Source organism: Bradyrhizobium sp. IC3195, assembly GCF_020193585.1.
GTDB classification, from domain to species: Bacteria; Pseudomonadota; Alphaproteobacteria; order Rhizobiales; family Xanthobacteraceae; genus Bradyrhizobium; species Bradyrhizobium yuanmingense.
Window position 1 is genome coordinate 70,125 of the sequence record NZ_JADYVG010000002.1, and the last position, 17,301, is coordinate 87,425.

Sequence of the window (17,301 nt, forward strand, 5' to 3'; positions counted from 1 at the left end):
TCACATCTTGATGAGAGCGAGAAATCGTCAGCCGGCAATCAGGCGAGCGGCCGGATGTTCTGGTTCATCCGGAAGAAGTTCGTAGGGTCGTATTTCGCTTTGATCTGCTGCAGGCGCCTGTAGTTCCGCCCATAAGCAGCGGCAACCGGATCGCCTGTCTCATCGTCGTCGAGATAATTGACATAGCGTCCTGAGGCAAAGAAGGGCCGCATCCTTTCATAGGTTGCGCGTGCCCACGAGATGCTGCGGCTGGTATCGCTGGTCTGCGTCCATTGCGCGAGGATCAGGAAATTGTAGCCCTCCTGCCGATGCACAAATGCCGTATCCCCGGCACCCACGCGGGCCGCGGCACCGTGGATGTGCTCGAGCAGCAGCTGCCCCATCGGAGTCGGGCAGCGGGCGAAGCATTCGATCATCGTCGCGATCGCACCATCGCTCAGCTCCGTGAGGAAGTTCGACTTCCAATAGTTGAACGCGCCTTTCGGATAGTTGGCGTCGAGCATGCGGTTGAGCTCGCAATAGGTCATCGGTCCGACCGCATCCAGAATGGGAGGCCCGAACTGTTTCAGCGGCTGCATCGCTCGTTCGGCCTCGGCGACTGGACCGCAGTGGCTGGTAACCAGGGCCGCGACCTCCCTGCCGGACCCGTCGGGCGCATGGGTCAGGGATGCGAACAGCATGTGCTCGTCCGTGAGCGATCGCGTGCTGGTCCGGAAAAATTCCAGCACGTCGCGGGAACGCTCGATAGGGTGAACGATCGGGCCGCCGGTGATGATCGGCCCTACCGTATGGAGGTCGTATTCAAGACTGGTGGCAATCCCGAAGTTTCCGCCGCCGCCGCGCACGGCCCAAAATAGATCCGGCTGCTCTTGCTTGCTGGCCCGCACAACCTTGCCATCGGCGGTGACGAGTTCGACAGCCCGCAGATTATCCAACGCGAGGCCGTACTTGCCCATCAGCCAGCCCAGTCCTCCGCCGAGCGTCAGGCCCGCGATGCCGGTGGTCGAGACCACGCCGCCGGTCACCGCAAGTCCGTGAAGCTGCGTTTCTCGATTGAGCTCGCCCCAGGTGACCCCGCCCTGCGCCCATACGGTCTTGCCGATCGCGTCGACCCGGACCCCCTTCATGGGTGAGAGGTCGATCATGATCCCGCCGTCGATGGTTGCGCGCCCGGCCACATTGTGGCCGCCGCCGCGAACCGCGACCTCGAGGCCGAGCTTGGTCGCAAGTGCCACGGCATCCACGACATCAGCCGCACTGCGACATCTGGCAATCAATGCTGGCCGTTTGTCGACCAGCCCATTGTGAACCTTGCGCGCCTCGTCGTAGCCCTCGTCCGCTGGCTTGAGCAGTTCTCCTCCGAAGGAGGCGCTAAGTTCGGCGGCAGCGCTGGCAACAGATGCGATGGACATGACACGAGCTCCCTAGCTTGGCCCGCCACATCCTCGATCGCGGGCTGTCTCAGAGCAAATCCGAAGAATTCAGGTGACGATGAACTGATTTCACCTACACTCGCCGCATGCACAAGCTGCCGCCCCTGATCGAGCTCCGCGCTTTTGAGGCTGCCGCGCGTCATCTGAGCTTCAAGAAAGCCGCGGCAGAACTCGGCGTCACGCCGACCGCGATCAGCCACCAGATCGGATTGCTCGAGCAGTATTGCGGCCGCGCCCTATTCCGGCGCAGACCACGCCCTCTTTCGTTGACCGATGCCGGCGCGCGGCTGTTTCCCGCCATTCGCGGCGGACTCGAGGCGTTTGCCGCTGCCATTGCGTCCCTCAAGCAGGAAGGTGACGAGCAGCCGCTCCGGGTTACGACGACCAACGCCTTCGCTAGCCGCTGGCTCGTGCCCCGCCTGCCCCTGTGGCGGAAGTTGCATCCTGACGTGCCATTGGAAGTGATCGGCACTGACACGGTGCTCGATCTGCAGGCCGGAGACAGTGACGTTGCCATCCGTTATGCGACCAGCCGCGTACCGCCGACAGACGGAATCGTCGATGAACTCTTTAGCGATACGTTCTGGCCGATCTGCAATCCGGATTTGCTTTCAACCGGACGGCTGAAGAGACCAGTCGACCTCGCAAAGCACGTTCTGATCCACTCCTATTGGTCGCCGGCCGATCGTGAGCCACCGACGTGGCAGAGATGGCTCGGTTTGGCCCAGCGCCGGTGGCGCGAGGTGCCCCAATACAAGGACCTGCAGCACTTGAGTTTCCGGGAAGAACTGCACGCCATCGAGGCGGTGATCAGTGGGCAGGGCGTCGGGATCTTCAGTGATGTGCTCGTGGCACACGACCTCGCCGCCGGCACGCTCGTGAAGGCATTCTCGTTGAACCTACCCGGCTACAGCTTTTATGTGGTCAGCAGGCCAAGCCACCCGCGCGCGCGGACCATTCGGGTCTTTTCGCAGTGGTTGCGGTCGAGTACCTGATCCGGACCGGGTCAGCACAAAGTGCGAAGCCGGGAGAGGTCATGCGAATAACCCGAAGCGCGACCAGCAGCGCGGACCAACTCCAGCTGCGAACCGGAGCGACGGGGCCGACCCGAGAATTGACGGCGCCGAGCAGGTCACCGTTGCCCTTACGTTTCTTTAGGGTGCAGCGGAGTCGCGAAACCCGAGAACGTTACGGAGCTCCAATGGAGCGCGCTTACGACAAGCTCCACGTTACACTCAGAGTTCTTCCAGCAGCGCCTTGCTTTCCTTCAAGTCGCGAACGTCGAAGCCCTCGCTGAACCAACCGTAGACCGGCGCGAGAAGACCGCGTGCTTCATCACCCCTGTCCTGATCACGCCAGAGCCGGGCGAGACTGACGGCGGAGCGAAGTTCCCAGAGTTTCGCCTCCTGCTGGTGAGCAATCGCAATGGCGTGGCGAAACTCGGCCTCCGCATCGGCCTCCGCGCCTGGCCGAGCCCTTAGCATCAACTCGCCTCGGCGCCGATGCAGCTCGGCCTCGAACCACCGCACCCCCGATTTCTGGGTTAGTGCCAAGGCGTCGGAGAGTTGGCCGAGCCCCGTTTCATATCGTGCTCTCTTTGCCTCGGCTGCTGCGAGCTGCGCAAGGTAGAACGGAAGAGTCCATGCTGCGCCGGACGCCTGGAATCCCTCGATGCCGCGCCGCAGTAAGTCCACCCCGGCCTCGGGGTCGCCGGCTTCGGCCAGCGTCCAGCCGCGATATGCCGTCCCCATCGCGAGAAAGAAGGCAAAGCGCTGCTCGGTGGTGAGCGCAACCAGCTCGTCCGCCCGTTGCCCAACCATGCCCGCGTCTTCGAGCACGAAATGCAACCGGCAGGCAACGCTCAGCGCGAATGCGAGGCTGATCGGGTGCGACGAATCGCGGGCCTCTGCCAGAGCGTCACTGCTCTGCACGCGCGCCTGATCGGCGAAGCCAAGAAGGCCACACGTAAGCGAAAGGAACGAAAGCATCGCCACGCGGGCGTTTTCTGCGAACAGGGCCGTCAGAGAGCGCTGCTGCGCCGGATCGTAAAGGGCGAGCCCCCGCTCGAGATGGGTGCGCGCCAAGGCCAATTGTCCGCGATGAAGCCAGCTATCGCCGACTGCCCGATGACCGGCGACAAGAATGGCCGCATCGTTCTGTCGCCCGGCCAAATCGAGCAGATTCTCGGCGATGCGATGCGATCGGTCCGTTTCACCACGGACGTGATAATGCACGAACTCGCCCCAGAGTGCCTTGAGCAGATTCGGCGTGTCGTTGAGTGCCTCGCAGAGGCAACGCGCCCGGGCGTAGGCCCTGCCGGTCTCTTCGGCCGCGTGGCCCTTCGCGGCGATCAGTGCACCGCCGAGCGCGAGTTGAAGTTCAGTTTCGGTGCGCTGGCGCCCGGGAGCATCCGGCAGTTGAGATAGCAAATCAAGCGCCTTTCGCATCTGCGCGATTGCTTCTGTCATTGCCGATCGAGCCTTTGAACGCTCACCAGCCTCCTGCCAATAGGAAATCGCCTTTTCGGCCAAGCCCGCATGTCCGCAGTGGTGGGCGAGGATTTCCGGCTGCTCTTGGATGCCTCTAGCGAGCCTCTCCTCGAGTGCGCCAGCGATCCGAGCGTGCAGCTCGCGGCGTTGGCCGCGCAACATTGTGCCGTATGCCGCATCCTGGACCAGTGCATGTTTGAACAAGAAATTGGCGTCGGGCGGCTCGACACTCCCAAACACGAGGCCGGTGTTGATCAGCCGGTCAAGCGCCGCCCGCAACTCGTTGTCGCACCGCTGTGCGACCGAGGCCAGCAGATCATAGGAGAACTCGCGGCCAATAGCTGCGCCGATTTGTGCCACCTCCTTGGCGATCGGCCCAATCCGGTCGAGCCGCGCCATCAACGAAGCATGTAGCGTGGCCGGTACGGCAAGTCCGGGCAGCGGCGCGAAGGAGATCGCTCGCGCGATACTCTGGGGGCTTGTTTCGAGCACCGCTTTGGTCAACTCCTCAACGAACAGCGGCACACCATCCGTACGTTCAGCAATTTCATTGACGATTTCGGTCGGCAGCGTCTGGCCACCTGCCACGCTCCGGATGAGCGCAGCGCCCGCATTCTGGTCGAGCCGGTTCAGCACGAGCAAGCTGACATGCGGCTTTCCGGTCCATACTAACTGGAACTCGGGACGGTAGGTGATCAAGACCAAAACCGGCAGGCTTGCTACGCGATCGACGGTTCGGTCCAGCAGCTCGCGCGAGCTTGGATCTATCCATTGCATGTCCTCGAACACGATCATGATTGGACGTCTTTGCGCGAGAGCTTCAAGCTGGCGAACCAGAGCGGCGAAGCTTCTCTCCTTCTTTTGTTGCGGCGTACTCGTAACCGGTAAGTATAGATTATCGTTGGGGATCGACAGAAACTCGGCCAGGATCGCCGCGTCCTCGTTGGGCGACAATGCAGGCGACAGGAGCGCTCGAAGTTTGTCGAGCTTGGTCGTCGGTGTGTCCTCACGATCGAAGCCAGCCGCTCGCTGGAGTTGTGCGATGAAGGGGTAAAGCGCGCTTTCCTGATGATGAGGCGAGCAGAAGTAGCGCAAGCAGGTGTGCGGCTCTCGCTCGATACGCTCCTGAAGAGCCGCAACGAGGCGCGACTTGCCGATCCCCGCCTCGCCGACAAGCAGCATGACTTGACCGGTACCCGCCCGCGCATGGCGCCAGCTCCGCTCCAACCGCGCGAGGTCTTCCTCACGCCCAACCAGCGGGGCGAGGACCGAAGGGTGCAACGCCTCGAACCGGCTCTCCGCTGTTCCCTCACGAAGCACCCGCCAGGCTTGCACCGGTGCGGCGAAGCCCTTCAGCGTCACGGCGCCGAGATTCTCGTAGTCAAAGAGCCCGCCGATGAGCCGCCGCGTGTCCTCAGGGATGACTACCCCATCCGGTTCGGCGAGCGCTTGCAGTCGAGCGGCAAGGTTCGGCGTCTCGCCAAGCACGGCCTGCGCCTCCGCCGCTTCGCTGCCGATAAGGTCACCTACGACGACGAGGCCAGTCGCGAGCCCAAGACGAACCCGCAGCTCGAACTCGGCTGGGGCTCCCGGCGCGTGCCTGGTCGCGGCGATCTCAAGCGCAGCGCGCACTGCGCGTTCGGCATCGTCCTCATGCGCTGAAGGATGACCGAATAGTATGAGCATGCCATCGCCGATGTAACGGCTGACGGTGCCACCGTATTTGCGGACGACCGCCGCTACGCTATCGCGGTACTCAGCAATTATGTCCCGTAGATCTTCCGGATCGAGCTTTGTCGCAAGTGCCGTCGAGCCGACGAGATCGCAGAACATCACTGTGAGCTGACGACGCTCGGCGGAAGAACTTGGTGCGGCCAACAAGCCTGCGCGCTCCGTGACCGGTGGCACGATGGACGTCGCTGCGCCGGCCCCTCTCGTCATTTGCGGCGGTACGGTCGGCGTGAGCGCGGCACCGCAGTCGCCACAGAAGTTCTTGCCTGTCGGATTGTCGCCCCCGCACGCAGGGCAGCGAAAGAACAGCGGCGCGCCGCAATCGCCGCAGACCTTCGTTCCCTCCGGGTTGACTCTGCCGCAATTCGCGCAATCCATGGCCGCACCCGATCGAATTCCGACCGACATGAGTTCGCGTCGGTCTATGGGCGAATCTTGAAAGCGCGCTCTTTCAAGATTCTCTTCCCTCAGCCGCCTACCAAGCGCCAAGCATGATCAAACTCACAATGACCAGGAAGTAGACACAGGCGATAGTCGCAGGGAAAATGAGCCAGCCGGGCGTCATCGTTGCCTCCCGAGCGGTTGTCTCGAAAGCTTAAGCTGGCCGGCGCGATTAGGATTATGAACTGGCTAACACTCTGCAACTCAAGCCCATTTTCAATCTGAGAAGGCTGACCACAGCCTGACACGACCCAAACGCGAAATTGGCAAGCCCATGAACGACCGCCTGCCGAGTCGACGAAAAGTTCTCTCGCACGTCAGCAACCGAGCGCTTTGAGGCAAATGCAAATTTGTGAGAACGGCAGCGGTGCAAGGCCAAGGAAAACGACCACCCGCCCCGCCCTACGCTGTCCGCAGCACTGGCGTGGGCGGCTGCGACGGCCTGACAAGCGCGAACGCGACCTGCACGATCCCGCCGGCAAGGCCGAGCGCGACGCCGATGCGCCAGGCCATGGTGTAGGAGCCGAGCGCGTCGTAGAGCAGCCCGCCTCCGTAAGCGCCGAGGAAGCTGCCGATCTGGTGGCTCATGAAGGCGAGGCCCTGGATCATCGCCTGCCAGCGCAGGCCGAACATCTCGGCGACCGCGCCCGCGACCAGCGGGCCGACGCCCATCCACAGAAAGCCCATGATCGCGCCGAACAGCAGCGTCGAGAACGGGCTTGCCGGCAGCATGAAGTACCAGGCGAGTGCGAGCGAGCGCAGGATGTAGATCCCGCCCAAGAGCGCCAGCTTGTTCCAGCGTTGGCCGGCCCAGCCGAAGAACAGCGAGCCCAGCACGTTGAAGCCGCCGATCATGCCGAGCGTCTGCGCGCTCAGCATCGGATCGAGGCCGCAGATCGCGAGATATGACGGCAGGTGCGTGGTGAGGAACACGAGCTGCATGCCGCAGACGAGATAGGCGCAGGTCATCACCACGAAGGAGGCATTGCCGAACGCGGTCCTCGCCGCGGCTGCAGCCGTGGCATCATCGATCTCGTCGGCCGCCGGCTTCGGCAACGGAATCTTGTCGACGCGCCCGGCATACCAGGCCGCAGGGATCATCAGCACCGACATGATGACGAAGCCCGCGAGCCCGACGCGCCAGCCAAAGCCCTCGTTGAGCATCTGTCCGATCGGCGCCGAAAGTAGCGCGCCGAGCGAGCCCGCGCCGGAGACGATGCCGAGCACGGTCGAGCGCACCGTCTCCGGCACCGCACGTGCCGCCACCGACATCGCGATCGCCGCCGCGGTGCAGGCGAGCGAGGTCCCGATCAGCACGCCGGCGCCGATCATGATGCTGAGAAGCCCATTCGCCGTCGCCATCAGCGCGAGGCCCGCGATGTACATCAGCGCGCCGGCGATCATGATCGGGCGGAAGCCGTAGCGCACGGTGAGTGCACCGGCGGGCGGCTGCAGGAAGCCCCAGGCGAGGTTTTGCACGGCCAGTGCAAGCGTGAAATCCGAGATCGAAATGTGGATGTCGTGCGTCAGCGGCTGCATGAAGATACCGAGCGACTGCCGCAGCCCCATGCTCAAGGTCAGCATGATCGAGGCGCCGATCAGGATCGGCAAGGTGGGACGCAGAACCTGCAGCAGGGGCATTTTTCTTCTCCCTTTTGGGCGCGGCACGCGTGCCGTCGTCTGCTTTTGCCGATGTTTTTGGGTACACAGACCTGTGCACTTAGGCTATAGATGGAAGCGGCTGTCAAGCGAACAGGACGCTTAGCTCCGCATGGCTCCCCCGCCTGCCCCACAGACGATGAAAGAGCGGATCCTTCAGACCGCCGACAAGCTGTTCTATCTGCAAGGCATTCGCGCCATCGGCGTCGATACCATCGCGGCCGAGGTCGGCATCAGTAAGCGCACGCTCTACAATCACTTCCCGTCCAAGGACGCGCTGATCGCGGCCTATCTCGAGCGCCGCTTCGTCAGCGCACGCCCCTCCGACAAGCCGCCCGCCGAGCAGATCCTCGCGACGTTCGATTCGCTGGAGCGGCGCTTCGCGGCGAAAGACTTTCGCGGCTGCCCATTCGTCAATGCGGTCGCCGAGCTCGGCCCCGGCGACCGCGCCGTGAAGAAGATCGCGATCGCCTTCAAGGAAAGCCGCCGCCTCTGGTTTCGCGACCGCCTGACCGAGCTCGGCGTTGCCGAAGCGGACGCGCTCGCGACGCAGCTGGTGCTGCTGGTCGACGGCTCCATCGCGCAGGACCTCGTGCGCGATGATCCGGCGATGGCCAGAGCCGCGAAGGAAGCGGCGAAGGTGTTGTTGCGGAATGCGGGGGTGGATGTGGGCGAGGATGCGAACCCGGCGGAGAAACGGAGCAAGCGCGCTCCAGACTAACCGCTGTCGCCTGATCGCTCGCTGTCATCACCCGCGAAAGCGGGTGATCCAGTATTCCAGAGACAGTGAAGCTAGACCCGAGACGCTGCGGCGTACTGGATTCCCCGCTCCAGTGCGCGACTGCGCACAAGGCGGGGAATGACACCGGGATTTGTGGAGAAAGCGCGGGCGCCTGACTACCCGTCAGGACCATTTCGCGACCCTACCAATATGCTCCTGTTTTGCCCGACGGGTCAAACGACGCCGCTGCCGGCGCAAATTATCTCGCCACCCGCGTAACCCATTGATCCCGCTCGCGCCGGCTACTGTGCATGGGGTTGTTTTCGCAACTTTGCGCGGACGGCCCTCACGCCGCCTGCGAGACCACGCGATTGCGGCCGTCGTGCTTGGCGCGGTAGAGCGCGGTGTCGGCGCGCTTGAGGACGTCGGCCACCGCCTCGCCCTTTCGCTCGAGCGTGGTGAGGCCGATCGAGATCGTGACCTCGATGCGCTTGGCCCCCTTGTGGATCGCGAAGGGCTCACCCGCTATCGAGCGGCGCAGGCGCTCGGCGACCATGCCGGCAACATGGAGATCGGTCTCGGGCATCACGATGACGAATTCCTCGCCGCCGTAACGGCAGGCGAGATCAATGCCGCGGATCGATTTGCGCACGCGCACCGCGAACTCGCGCAGCACGTCGTCGCCGGCATCGTGGCCGTAATTGTCGTTGATCGACTTGAAATAGTCGATGTCCAGGATCATCAGCGCCAGCGGCTTGCCGCGGGTCGCGGCCTGCTCGGCGAGCGTCGCCAGATGGCTCTCCATGTAACGGCGATTGTGCAGGCCGGTCAGCGCGTCGGTGATCGCCATCTCGATCGAGTTCTGCACATTGTCGCGCAAATGATCGGTGTAGCGGCGGCGGCGGATCTGGGTGCGGGCGCGCGCCAAGAGCTCGGTCTTGTCGATCGGGCGCAGCAGGTAGTCGTTGACGCCGATCTCGAGGCCGCGCAGCAGCCGTGTCGAGTTCTCGGGGTCGGCGATCGCCAGGATCGGCACATGGCGCGTGCGCTCCAACGAGCGCGCCTGGCTGCACAGGCGCAGGCCGTCGAAATTGTTGAGGTCGAGCGAGACGATCAGGAGATCGTAGTTGCCCTCGGCGGCGTGGAACAGCGCCTCCGTCGGGTTCGGCTCGACGTCGATGGTGTGCTCGGCAGCGAGGATCGTCGCCAGCCGCTCGTAGGAGGACTGGCGGTCGTCGACCAGGAGGATGCGGCCGCCCTTGCCGGTGTCGGCGATCGCACTGCGCTCGGGCGCCTGCATGCCGATCTCGAGCGAGGTGATGGCGCGCATGCGCAGCTCATCCGTCATCATCTTCAGCCGCGTCAGCGAGCGCACCCGCGCGATCAGCACGACGTCGGAGACGGGTTTGGTCAGGAAGTCGTCGGCACCGGCCTCGAGCCCGCGATTGCGGTCGGCGGGGCTGTCGAGCGCGGTGACCATCACGACGGGAATGTGGTGCGTCGCCGGATCGGTCTTGAGGCGGCGGCAGACCTCGAAGCCGTCCATGTCGGGCATCATCACGTCGAGCAGGATGATGTCGCATTCGGCACGCCTTGAGATCGCGAGCGCCTCGGTGCCGTTCGCGGCGGTCATCACGTCGAAATATTCGGCGGAAAGGCGGGCCTCTAACAGCTTGACGTTGGCGGGGACGTCGTCGACGACCAGGATACGCGCGGACACTGTGAACTCACTTCCTATCCGATAAAACGCCGGACCGTCTCAATGAATTTGCCGACCGAGATCGGCTTGGACAAATAGGCTTCGCAGCCGCCCTCGCGGATGCGCTCTTCGTCGCCCTTCATCGCGAACGCCGTGACCGCGACGACGGGAATGGCGCGCAGCTCCGGATCGTCCTTGATCCAGCGCGTCACCTCGAGGCCGGAGACCTGCGGCAGCTGGATGTCCATCAGCACGAGGTCGGGCCGCATCTTGCGCACGAGGTCGAGCGCCTCGTAGCCGTTGCTGGTGCCGGAGGTCTGGTACCCGTGCGCCTCCAACAGGTCGCGGAAGAGCTTCATGTTGAGCTCGTTGTCTTCCACGATCAGGACGGTCTTAGCCATCCCGCCCTCCTGATTGGTCCGAAGGACCGGTACATGTGACGCCTCAGACGCCGCTTCCCGGCGTTTCGAAAACTGGATTCAAACTAGCCTCAGATTCGCTTGAGTTTCGTTAACCCGAGGGTCCACTTTCTGCGATGTGGTTTCCAGTTGCTTGTCCGGGGCCGGAAGACTTGAGCTCGAGACTCGGGCATGATGATTCCAAATTAGAGACCGAAAGTTAACGGAAAGGCAAACCGTCCCCGTGAAAAAGCCTGTTCACAACCCCCGCGAAGTCGCTGAAATCGTTGCGATTCAGGCCTTGTCCTTCGTCGCGGGCGAGCCCGAGCGGCTGGGCCTGTTCCTGGCCGAGACGGGGGTCGGTCCGGAGACCCTGCGCAACGCCGCCGCGGACCCGAATTTCCTCCTCAGCGTGCTCGATTTCGTGATGCGGGACGATGCCACGGTGAAGGCCTTTGCCAAGGTGGCGGAACTGCACCCGACCAACGTTGCCGCGGCGCGGCAGGTCCTCGGCGATGCGCTCGGTGACCCCTCCTGGGAGCGCGACGTGCCGTGAGCGTCCCAGAGCCGGCCGGGCCCCGCTGCTTCTGCCGGGATTGTCTGGCCGATCTGGATATGGGCCTGCGGCGCTGCACGGCCTGCGGTTCCCCCCGCCTCGTCCGCCACCGCTCGCTCGCCGGCTTGACGATTGCCCATATCGACTGCGACGCCTTCTACGCGACGGTCGAGAAGCGCGACCACCCTGACATCGCCGACAAGCCCGTCATCATCGGCGGGGGCAAGCGCGGCGTGGTGTCGGCGGCCTGCTACATCGCGCGCACCTATGGCGTTCGCTCGGCGATGCCGATGTTCAAGGCACTGGAAGCCTGCCCGCATGCGACCGTGATCCGCCCGGACATGGCAAAGTACGTCCGGGTCGGCCGCGAGGTCCGCCAGGCCATGCAGGCACTGACGCCGCTGGTCGAGCCGCTCTCGATCGACGAGGCCTTCCTCGATCTCTCCGGCACCGAGCGGGTGCACGGCATGATCCCCGCCAAGGTGCTGGCGCGCTTTGCCCGCAACGTCGAGCGCGACATCGGCATCACCGTCTCGGTCGGCCTGTCCTGCAACAAGTTCCTGGCCAAGATCGCCTCCGACCTCGACAAGCCCAGAGGCTTTGCCGCGCTCGACCAGGAGGAAGCGCGGTTGATGCTGGCGGAAAAGCCGGTCGGCTTCATCTTCGGCGTCGGTCCCGCGACGCAGGAACGCCTGGTGCAGCGCGGCTTCCGCATCATCGCCGATCTGCAGAAGGCCGACGAGATCGAGATGATGCGGCAGTTTCCGAGCGAGGGCCGCAGGCTGTGGCGGCTCGCACGCGGCATCGACGACCGCCGCGTCGAGCCTGACCGCGGCGCCAAGACCATTTCAAGCGAGACGACGTTCGAGACCGACATCCGCGATTTCGCGACGCTGGAGAAGATCCTGTGGCGACTCTGCGAGAGGACGTCGTCGCGCCTGAAGAGCAGCGAACTCGCCGGCTCCACCGTGACGCTGAAGTTGAAGACCGCCGATTTCCGCCAGCGCACGCGCTCGCAATCGATCGCCGCCCCGACGCAGCTGGCCGCGAAGATCTTCTCGATCTGCCGCGAGATGCTGGCCAAGGAAATCGACGGCACCGCCTTCCGCCTGATGGGCGCCGGCGTCAGCGCGCTGCGCGAGGGCTCGGCGATCGATGACACCGACATGCTCGACCGCCGCGCCGCCCACGCCGAACGCGCGGTCGACAGCCTGCGCAAGAAGTTCGGCAGCGCCGCGGTGATCCGCGGCATTGCCTATGAGGGCCCGGAGAAGGCGCAGGAGTGATGACGGGTGAACGCGATCTCAATGCGCTGCTGAGACTGATGAAGCCGGAGCTGCGACCGGGCACCTTCGTATTTTGCACGATCGCGGCAGACGAGACTATTCCCGCAGCAGTCGATCCGCTCCTGATCTTCCGCGAGCCGGAGGGCACAACGGTCGTAGCACCGCTGGAGGATGCCGAACGCGCAGGACTGCGCTACGAATTCGCCTCACGCCTGATCACGCTCACGGTTCACTCCGCGCTCGATGCGGTCGGCTTCCTGGCGGCAATCACGGCGCGCCTCGCCGACGCCGGCATCAGCGTGAATGCCGTGTCGGCGTTCCACCACGACCATCTCTTCGTACCGTCCGACAGAGCCGACGAAGCGATGGCGGCTCTACAAGAGCTGTCAGAGGCGAAGCACTCATAGCAGCTGTAGCCCGGATGGAGCGGAGCGCAATCCGGGACAGTGCTCCGTGGCGACAGGCTTCCCGGATTACGCTTGCGCTTCATCCGGGCTACAGGAAAACCTCAATCCGCGACTGCGACCGCCTCGATCTCGATCAGCCATTCCGGCGCAGCGAGCGCGGAGACGCCGACGAGCGTCGAGGCTGGCGGCTCCATGCCTTCGAAGAAGGCCGAGCGGGCCTTGCCGATGATGGGCCGCAGCTCCGGCTTGTAGTTCACCACGAAGGTCGTGATCTTGACGATGTTGGAATAGCTCGCCCCCGCGGCCTTCAGCGCGAGGCCGAGATTCTGCATCACCTGGGTGGTCTGCGCAGCGATATCGCCCTCGCCGACGATCCGGCCCTCCTCGTCGGTCGAGACCTGGCCGGAAATGTAGATCGTGCGCGCCCCCGTCGCGGTGACGACGTGGGAATAGGCTGGATTGTGATGCAGGCCGCTGGGGCGGAGATGGTCGAGCTTCGGCATGGGCTGGCTCCCCGAATTTGTGGTTGGGAGGGAGCGTAGCGGGAGAGTGTGACGAGAGCTAGCCCCGTCATTGCGAGGAGCGAAGCGACCAAGAGAGATCTCGTAGGGTGGGCAAAGGCGCACTTGCGCCGTGCCCACCATCTATCAACGATTATCGAGAGAAAGCGTGGGCACGATCCGCTTTGCCCACCCTACGACGCTGCTCGCGACGAGAGACCTAGCCCTCAATTACAGGGCTTGCTGTCCTTCACGTCGAACTTGCCCATGGCGCCGGAGATGACGAAATCGTTGTAGTCGAGCACGAGCTGGCGCGAGACGCCGTTCTCGTAGAGCTCGAACGCCATCGCATAGACCGGCGTCTGCTCGCCCTCCTTCTGCTGGGCGTCGCGGTCGAAATAGCTGACCGTGACTGGCCAGCGCTTGAGCGACTTCATGTGCTGGTCCGCGGTCGATGGATCGGACGAGGTGGCTCGGTCGGCGGGGATCGGCTGACCGATCACGGTCAGCGTGTTGTAGACCTTCTGGCCGTCATCGGAGCCGTCATAGACGGAGAGCTCCAGCAGCGATTTGCCTTCCTTCGCGGCGGCGATGATGCGCTGGATCTGCTCGGTCGGGAACACGATCTTGCCGTCGAGCGTGAACGTCTTCGGCGCCGGCAGCCTGAGCTTGACGTTGATGTGGTCGCCGTCGCGCTCGGCCGAGCCGTCGACGCGGCCGGCATCCGCCTCGTTCATGCGCGTCTCGATCTTGAAACGGTAGCTCTTGCCGGCGGCATCCTCCCAGGAGTTGGAGCGGAGGTCGCTGAGCGTGACCTTGCCCTCGCCGCTGTCGAGCTCGGAGACCTGGCGGAATTCCGAGGTATAGCCCTCGCAGGCGTTCCCCGTGAAATTGTAGAGGATCCGGCCGCGGGCGCTATTGACCGAATTGGTGCGCGATTTGACGAGGCGGAGATCATACAGCGCCTGGTGCGCGAGAAACGGACCGTTGGCGGCCTCGGCTACGCCGCCAAGGCCAACACTGGCCGCGGCAAGCGCCATCACACCGAGCGAAGTCCGGAAAAGATGCACCATGTCTGTTCCCTGAGGAAAGCGCAGATTCGACATTTTAATGACCGTTCCATTGCGCCGCAACTGAGGCCGTCCACGTAAAATTGCCCCTCCACGTTGAACCTGCCGGCCAGCCTCAACAAAATGCAGCCCCTCCGGTTGCTTGCATGTGGCGGCACGATGGGCGAAACAGGGCGCGCCCGGCCATCCAGGGGACGCGCCGGAGCGAAGGATTTTTGCACAACGAGGTCGGACATGGCGGGCACGGTCGAGCAGAAACTGGCGGAGCAAGGCATCAAGCTGCACGAGGCCCCCTCCCCCGTCGCCAACTACGTGCCCTTTGTGCGCACGGGCAACCTCCTTTTCGTCTCCGGCCAGGTCTGCTTCGACCCCGCCGGCAAGCTGATCGCCAAGGGCAAGCTGGGCGCCGGCGTCTCGATCGAGGACGGCGCCGCAGCCGCGCGCGGCTGCGCCGTCAACCTGTTGGCCCAGGTCAAGGCGGCGCTCGGCGATCTCGATAAGGTCGTACGCGTGGTGCGCCTCGGCGGCTTCATCAACTCGGCCCCGGATTTCCTGGATGGGCCGAAGGTGCTCAACGGCGCCTCCGACCTGATGGTTGCCGCCTTCGGGGACAAGGGCCGCCACGCCCGCACCACCGTCGGCGTCGCCTCGCTGCCCGCGGATGCGGCGGTCGAGGTCGAAGGCGTGTTCGAGGTCGCCTGACGCCAGATGCGCGCTCCGGATTGGCTGACAGCGCGGCCGGTCGCCCATCGCGGCCTGCATGACATTTCGCGCGGCATCGTCGAGAACATGCCGGGCGCGGTGCAGTCTGCGATTGCTAGTAATTTTGCTATCGAGGTCGATATCCAGCTCTCGGCCGACGGCGAGGCCATGGTCCATCACGACCATGCCCTGGGCCGACTCACCGAGGCCACCGGCGAGGTGATCGCAAAGACCGCGACCGAGCTGAAGGCCGTCAGGTTCAAGGACACCGACGAGCGGATGATGTCGCTCGCCGACCTCTGCGCCATGGTCGCCGGACGTGTGCCCCTGGTAATCGAGGTGAAGAGCCATTTCGGCGGCGATCGCAAGCTGGTGAAGCGGATGGCCGAGGTGTTGGCCTCGTATGACGGCCCCGCCGTCGGCATGTCCTTCGATCCCGACCAGGTGCTGGCGCTACGTGACCTGTTGCCCAATCGTCCGCGCGGCATCGTCGCCCAGCGCAGCTATGAGGACGAGTACTGGGCCAACCTCACCCAAGAGCAGCGTGACAGCATGCTGTACTTGCGCCACGGCTTGCAAACCCGGCCGCATTTCGTCGCCTTCAAGGTCGACCACCTCCCGGCCCCCGCCCCCTGGATTGCCCGCAACCTGTTCGGCTGCGCCCTGCTCGGCTGGACCGTCCGCACCCCGGAGCAGCGGAGCCGGGTCGGGCGGTATGCGGACCAGATGATCTTCGAGGGATTCGTGCCGTAGCACCTCGCCTATCCCGGACAAGCTGCAACGCTTCAGCGTTGCGGCGCAGAGCCGGGACCCATCTCTCCACGAGCGCGCTGCCACATGGGCCCCGGCTCTGCAGCGCCCGCTGAAGGAGCGCTGCGCTGCGTCCGGGGCACGAGAGCGAGCTTTCTCCACCCCTTGAAGTCGCTGCTGCAATGCACGATCTTGGGCGCGATGCCATCATCCGAAATCACGCTCGAGGCCGTCCCGTCCATCGGCGAAGTCTCGCCCGAGGATTGGGACGCCTGCGCGAATCCGGGCAAAGCTTGTAATGGCCATGGCGCGGGAACCTCATCCGCTCTTCCAGGCGATTCCGCCAGCATCTTAAAACCCGCCTATAACCCGTTCGTCTCCCACGCCTTTCTCTCTGCGGCCGAGAAATCGGGTTCGGCCACGATCCGGACTGGCTGGGGACCCCGGCATCTGGTCGCCCGGCTCGGCGGCCGCGTGGCTGGCGTCGTGCCCTGCTATCTGAAATCGCACAGCCAGGGCGAGTACGTCTTCGATCGCGGCTGGGCGGATGCCTATGAGCGCGCCGGCGGGCGCTACTACCCGAAGCTCCAGGTCTCGGTTCCCTTCACGCCGGCCACGGGGCCGCGGCTGCTGGTGCGTGATGGCGTCGATCGCGAGCGTATCACCGAGGCGCTGGCGAGTGGACTCATAGCGCTGTGCGGCGTCAGCAAGGCCTCCTCCGTCCACGTCACCTTCGCGCGGGAGTCAGAATGGAAGCTGCTCGCCGAGCACGGCTTCCTCCAGCGCACCGACCAGCAGTTCCACTGGCACAATGAGGGCTTTGCGAGCTTCGACGACTTCCTGGCGACGCTGAACTCGCGCCACCGCAAATCGATCAAGCGCGAGCGGCGCGATGCACTCGCCGCCGGCATCACGATCCACTGGCTCACCGGCAAGGACATCACCGAGGATGCCTGGGACGCCTTCTTCGCATTCTACATGGAGACCGGCTCGCGCAAATGGGGCCGGCCGTATCTGACGCGCGAGTTCTTCTCGCTGATCGGCGAGACCATGAGCGAGGACGTGCTGCTGGTGATGGCCCGCCGTAACAATCGCTGGATTGCGGGCGCGATCAACTTCATCGGCTCGGACACGCTGTTCGGCCGCAACTGGGGCGCGGTCGAGCATCACCCGTTCCTGCATTTCGAGGTCTGCTACTACCAGGCGATCGATTTCGCGATCAAACGCGGCCTGAAGCATGTCGAAGCCGGCGCGCAGGGCGAGCACAAGATCGCGCGCGGCTACCTGCCGCGCACCACTCATTCCGCCCACTTCATCGCCGATCCTGGCCTGCGCCGCGCCATCGACGATTACCTCAAGCGCGAGCGCGCCTATGTCGCGGAAGCCGGACGAGAGCTCGCCGAGCTCGGCCCGTTCCGCAAAGCGGCCGACGAGGCGCCTTGACGCCTCGCCACGGCTG

15 protein-coding genes are annotated in these 17,301 nt (G+C 64.4%); 8 read left to right on the forward strand and 7 right to left on the reverse strand.

Going from position 1 to position 17,301, the window contains the following annotated elements; translation table 11 throughout:
• Positions 1-38 precede the first annotated feature (38 nt).
• Complete coding sequence (locus I6F09_RS03960) at positions 39-1,412, reverse strand: FAD-binding oxidoreductase (protein WP_225125077.1); 1,374 nt, start codon at positions 1,410-1,412, stop codon at positions 39-41.
• A 107-nt stretch (positions 1,413-1,519) separates the two neighbouring features.
• Here I6F09_RS03960 and I6F09_RS03965 point away from each other — a divergent pair, with 107 nt between their 5' ends.
• A complete protein-coding gene (locus I6F09_RS03965) occupies positions 1,520-2,428 on the forward strand; it encodes a LysR substrate-binding domain-containing protein (RefSeq protein WP_057029787.1) in 909 nt (302 codons plus the stop codon).
• Between the two features lie 240 nt (positions 2,429-2,668).
• Here I6F09_RS03965 and I6F09_RS03970 read toward each other — a convergent pair whose 3' ends face one another.
• Positions 2,669-6,061: an adenylate/guanylate cyclase domain-containing protein gene (locus I6F09_RS03970; RefSeq protein WP_225113847.1), complete on the reverse strand. Its 3,393-nt coding sequence runs from the start codon at positions 6,059-6,061 to the stop codon at positions 2,669-2,671.
• 435 nt (positions 6,062-6,496) lie between these two features.
• On the reverse strand, positions 6,497-7,735 hold the full coding sequence (locus I6F09_RS03975; RefSeq protein ID WP_036015149.1) for an MFS transporter: 1,239 nt from the start codon (positions 7,733-7,735) through the stop codon (positions 6,497-6,499).
• A 130-nt stretch (positions 7,736-7,865) separates the two neighbouring features.
• Here I6F09_RS03975 and I6F09_RS03980 point away from each other — a divergent pair, with 130 nt between their 5' ends.
• The gene (locus I6F09_RS03980) at positions 7,866-8,474 is read left to right on the forward strand and encodes a TetR/AcrR family transcriptional regulator (protein WP_109143496.1); all 609 of its coding nucleotides are present in this window, start codon (positions 7,866-7,868) and stop codon (positions 8,472-8,474) included.
• 346 nt (positions 8,475-8,820) lie between these two features.
• Here I6F09_RS03980 and I6F09_RS03985 read toward each other — a convergent pair whose 3' ends face one another.
• Together I6F09_RS03985 and I6F09_RS03990 are read right to left on the reverse strand one after the other, a co-directional pair.
• Positions 8,821-10,194, reverse strand: coding sequence for a PleD family two-component system response regulator (locus tag I6F09_RS03985; RefSeq protein WP_036025582.1), 1,374 nt, complete (start codon positions 10,192-10,194; stop codon positions 8,821-8,823).
• Between the two features lie 14 nt (positions 10,195-10,208).
• A complete protein-coding gene (locus tag I6F09_RS03990; RefSeq protein ID WP_008566616.1) occupies positions 10,209-10,574 on the reverse strand; it encodes a response regulator in 366 nt (121 codons plus the stop codon).
• A gap of 241 nt (positions 10,575-10,815) precedes the next feature.
• Between I6F09_RS03990 and I6F09_RS03995 the strand changes: the two genes are divergently transcribed.
• Genes I6F09_RS03995 through I6F09_RS04005 form a run of 3 tightly spaced genes read left to right on the forward strand, consistent with a single transcriptional unit; the run spans position 10,816 to position 12,820 of the window.
• Complete coding sequence (locus I6F09_RS03995) at positions 10,816-11,127, forward strand: DUF3572 domain-containing protein (protein WP_036015155.1); 312 nt, start codon at positions 10,816-10,818, stop codon at positions 11,125-11,127.
• Positions 11,124-12,413: a DNA polymerase IV gene (locus I6F09_RS04000; RefSeq protein ID WP_225187500.1), complete on the forward strand. Its 1,290-nt coding sequence runs from the start codon at positions 11,124-11,126 to the stop codon at positions 12,411-12,413. Before I6F09_RS03995 ends, I6F09_RS04000 begins: the two co-directional genes overlap by 4 nt.
• A complete protein-coding gene (locus I6F09_RS04005) occupies positions 12,413-12,820 on the forward strand; it encodes an ACT domain-containing protein (RefSeq protein ID WP_036015159.1) in 408 nt (135 codons plus the stop codon). The genes I6F09_RS04000 and I6F09_RS04005 overlap by 1 nt, the downstream gene beginning before the upstream one ends.
• Positions 12,821-12,921: 101 nt before the next feature.
• Here I6F09_RS04005 and I6F09_RS04010 read toward each other — a convergent pair whose 3' ends face one another.
• On the reverse strand, positions 12,922-13,323 hold the full coding sequence (locus I6F09_RS04010) for a RidA family protein (RefSeq protein WP_018646938.1): 402 nt from the start codon (positions 13,321-13,323) through the stop codon (positions 12,922-12,924).
• Positions 13,324-13,547: 224 nt separating this feature from the next.
• Entirely contained in the window at positions 13,548-14,393 is an 846-nt protein-coding gene (locus tag I6F09_RS04015; RefSeq protein WP_225187501.1) for a cell envelope integrity EipB family protein, read from the reverse strand.
• 231 nt (positions 14,394-14,624) lie between these two features.
• Here I6F09_RS04015 and I6F09_RS04020 point away from each other — a divergent pair, with 231 nt between their 5' ends.
• The 3 genes from I6F09_RS04020 (at position 14,625) to I6F09_RS04030 (ending at position 17,285) form a co-directional block, all read left to right on the forward strand.
• Positions 14,625-15,092, forward strand: coding sequence for a RidA family protein (locus I6F09_RS04020; protein WP_036015166.1), 468 nt, complete (start codon positions 14,625-14,627; stop codon positions 15,090-15,092).
• A 6-nt stretch (positions 15,093-15,098) separates the two neighbouring features.
• On the forward strand, positions 15,099-15,845 hold the full coding sequence (locus I6F09_RS04025; RefSeq protein WP_225187502.1) for a glycerophosphodiester phosphodiesterase: 747 nt from the start codon (positions 15,099-15,101) through the stop codon (positions 15,843-15,845).
• A 198-nt stretch (positions 15,846-16,043) separates the two neighbouring features.
• Positions 16,044-17,285, forward strand: coding sequence for a GNAT family N-acetyltransferase (locus tag I6F09_RS04030; RefSeq protein WP_225187503.1), 1,242 nt, complete (start codon positions 16,044-16,046; stop codon positions 17,283-17,285).
• Positions 17,286-17,301: the final 16 nt, after the last annotated feature.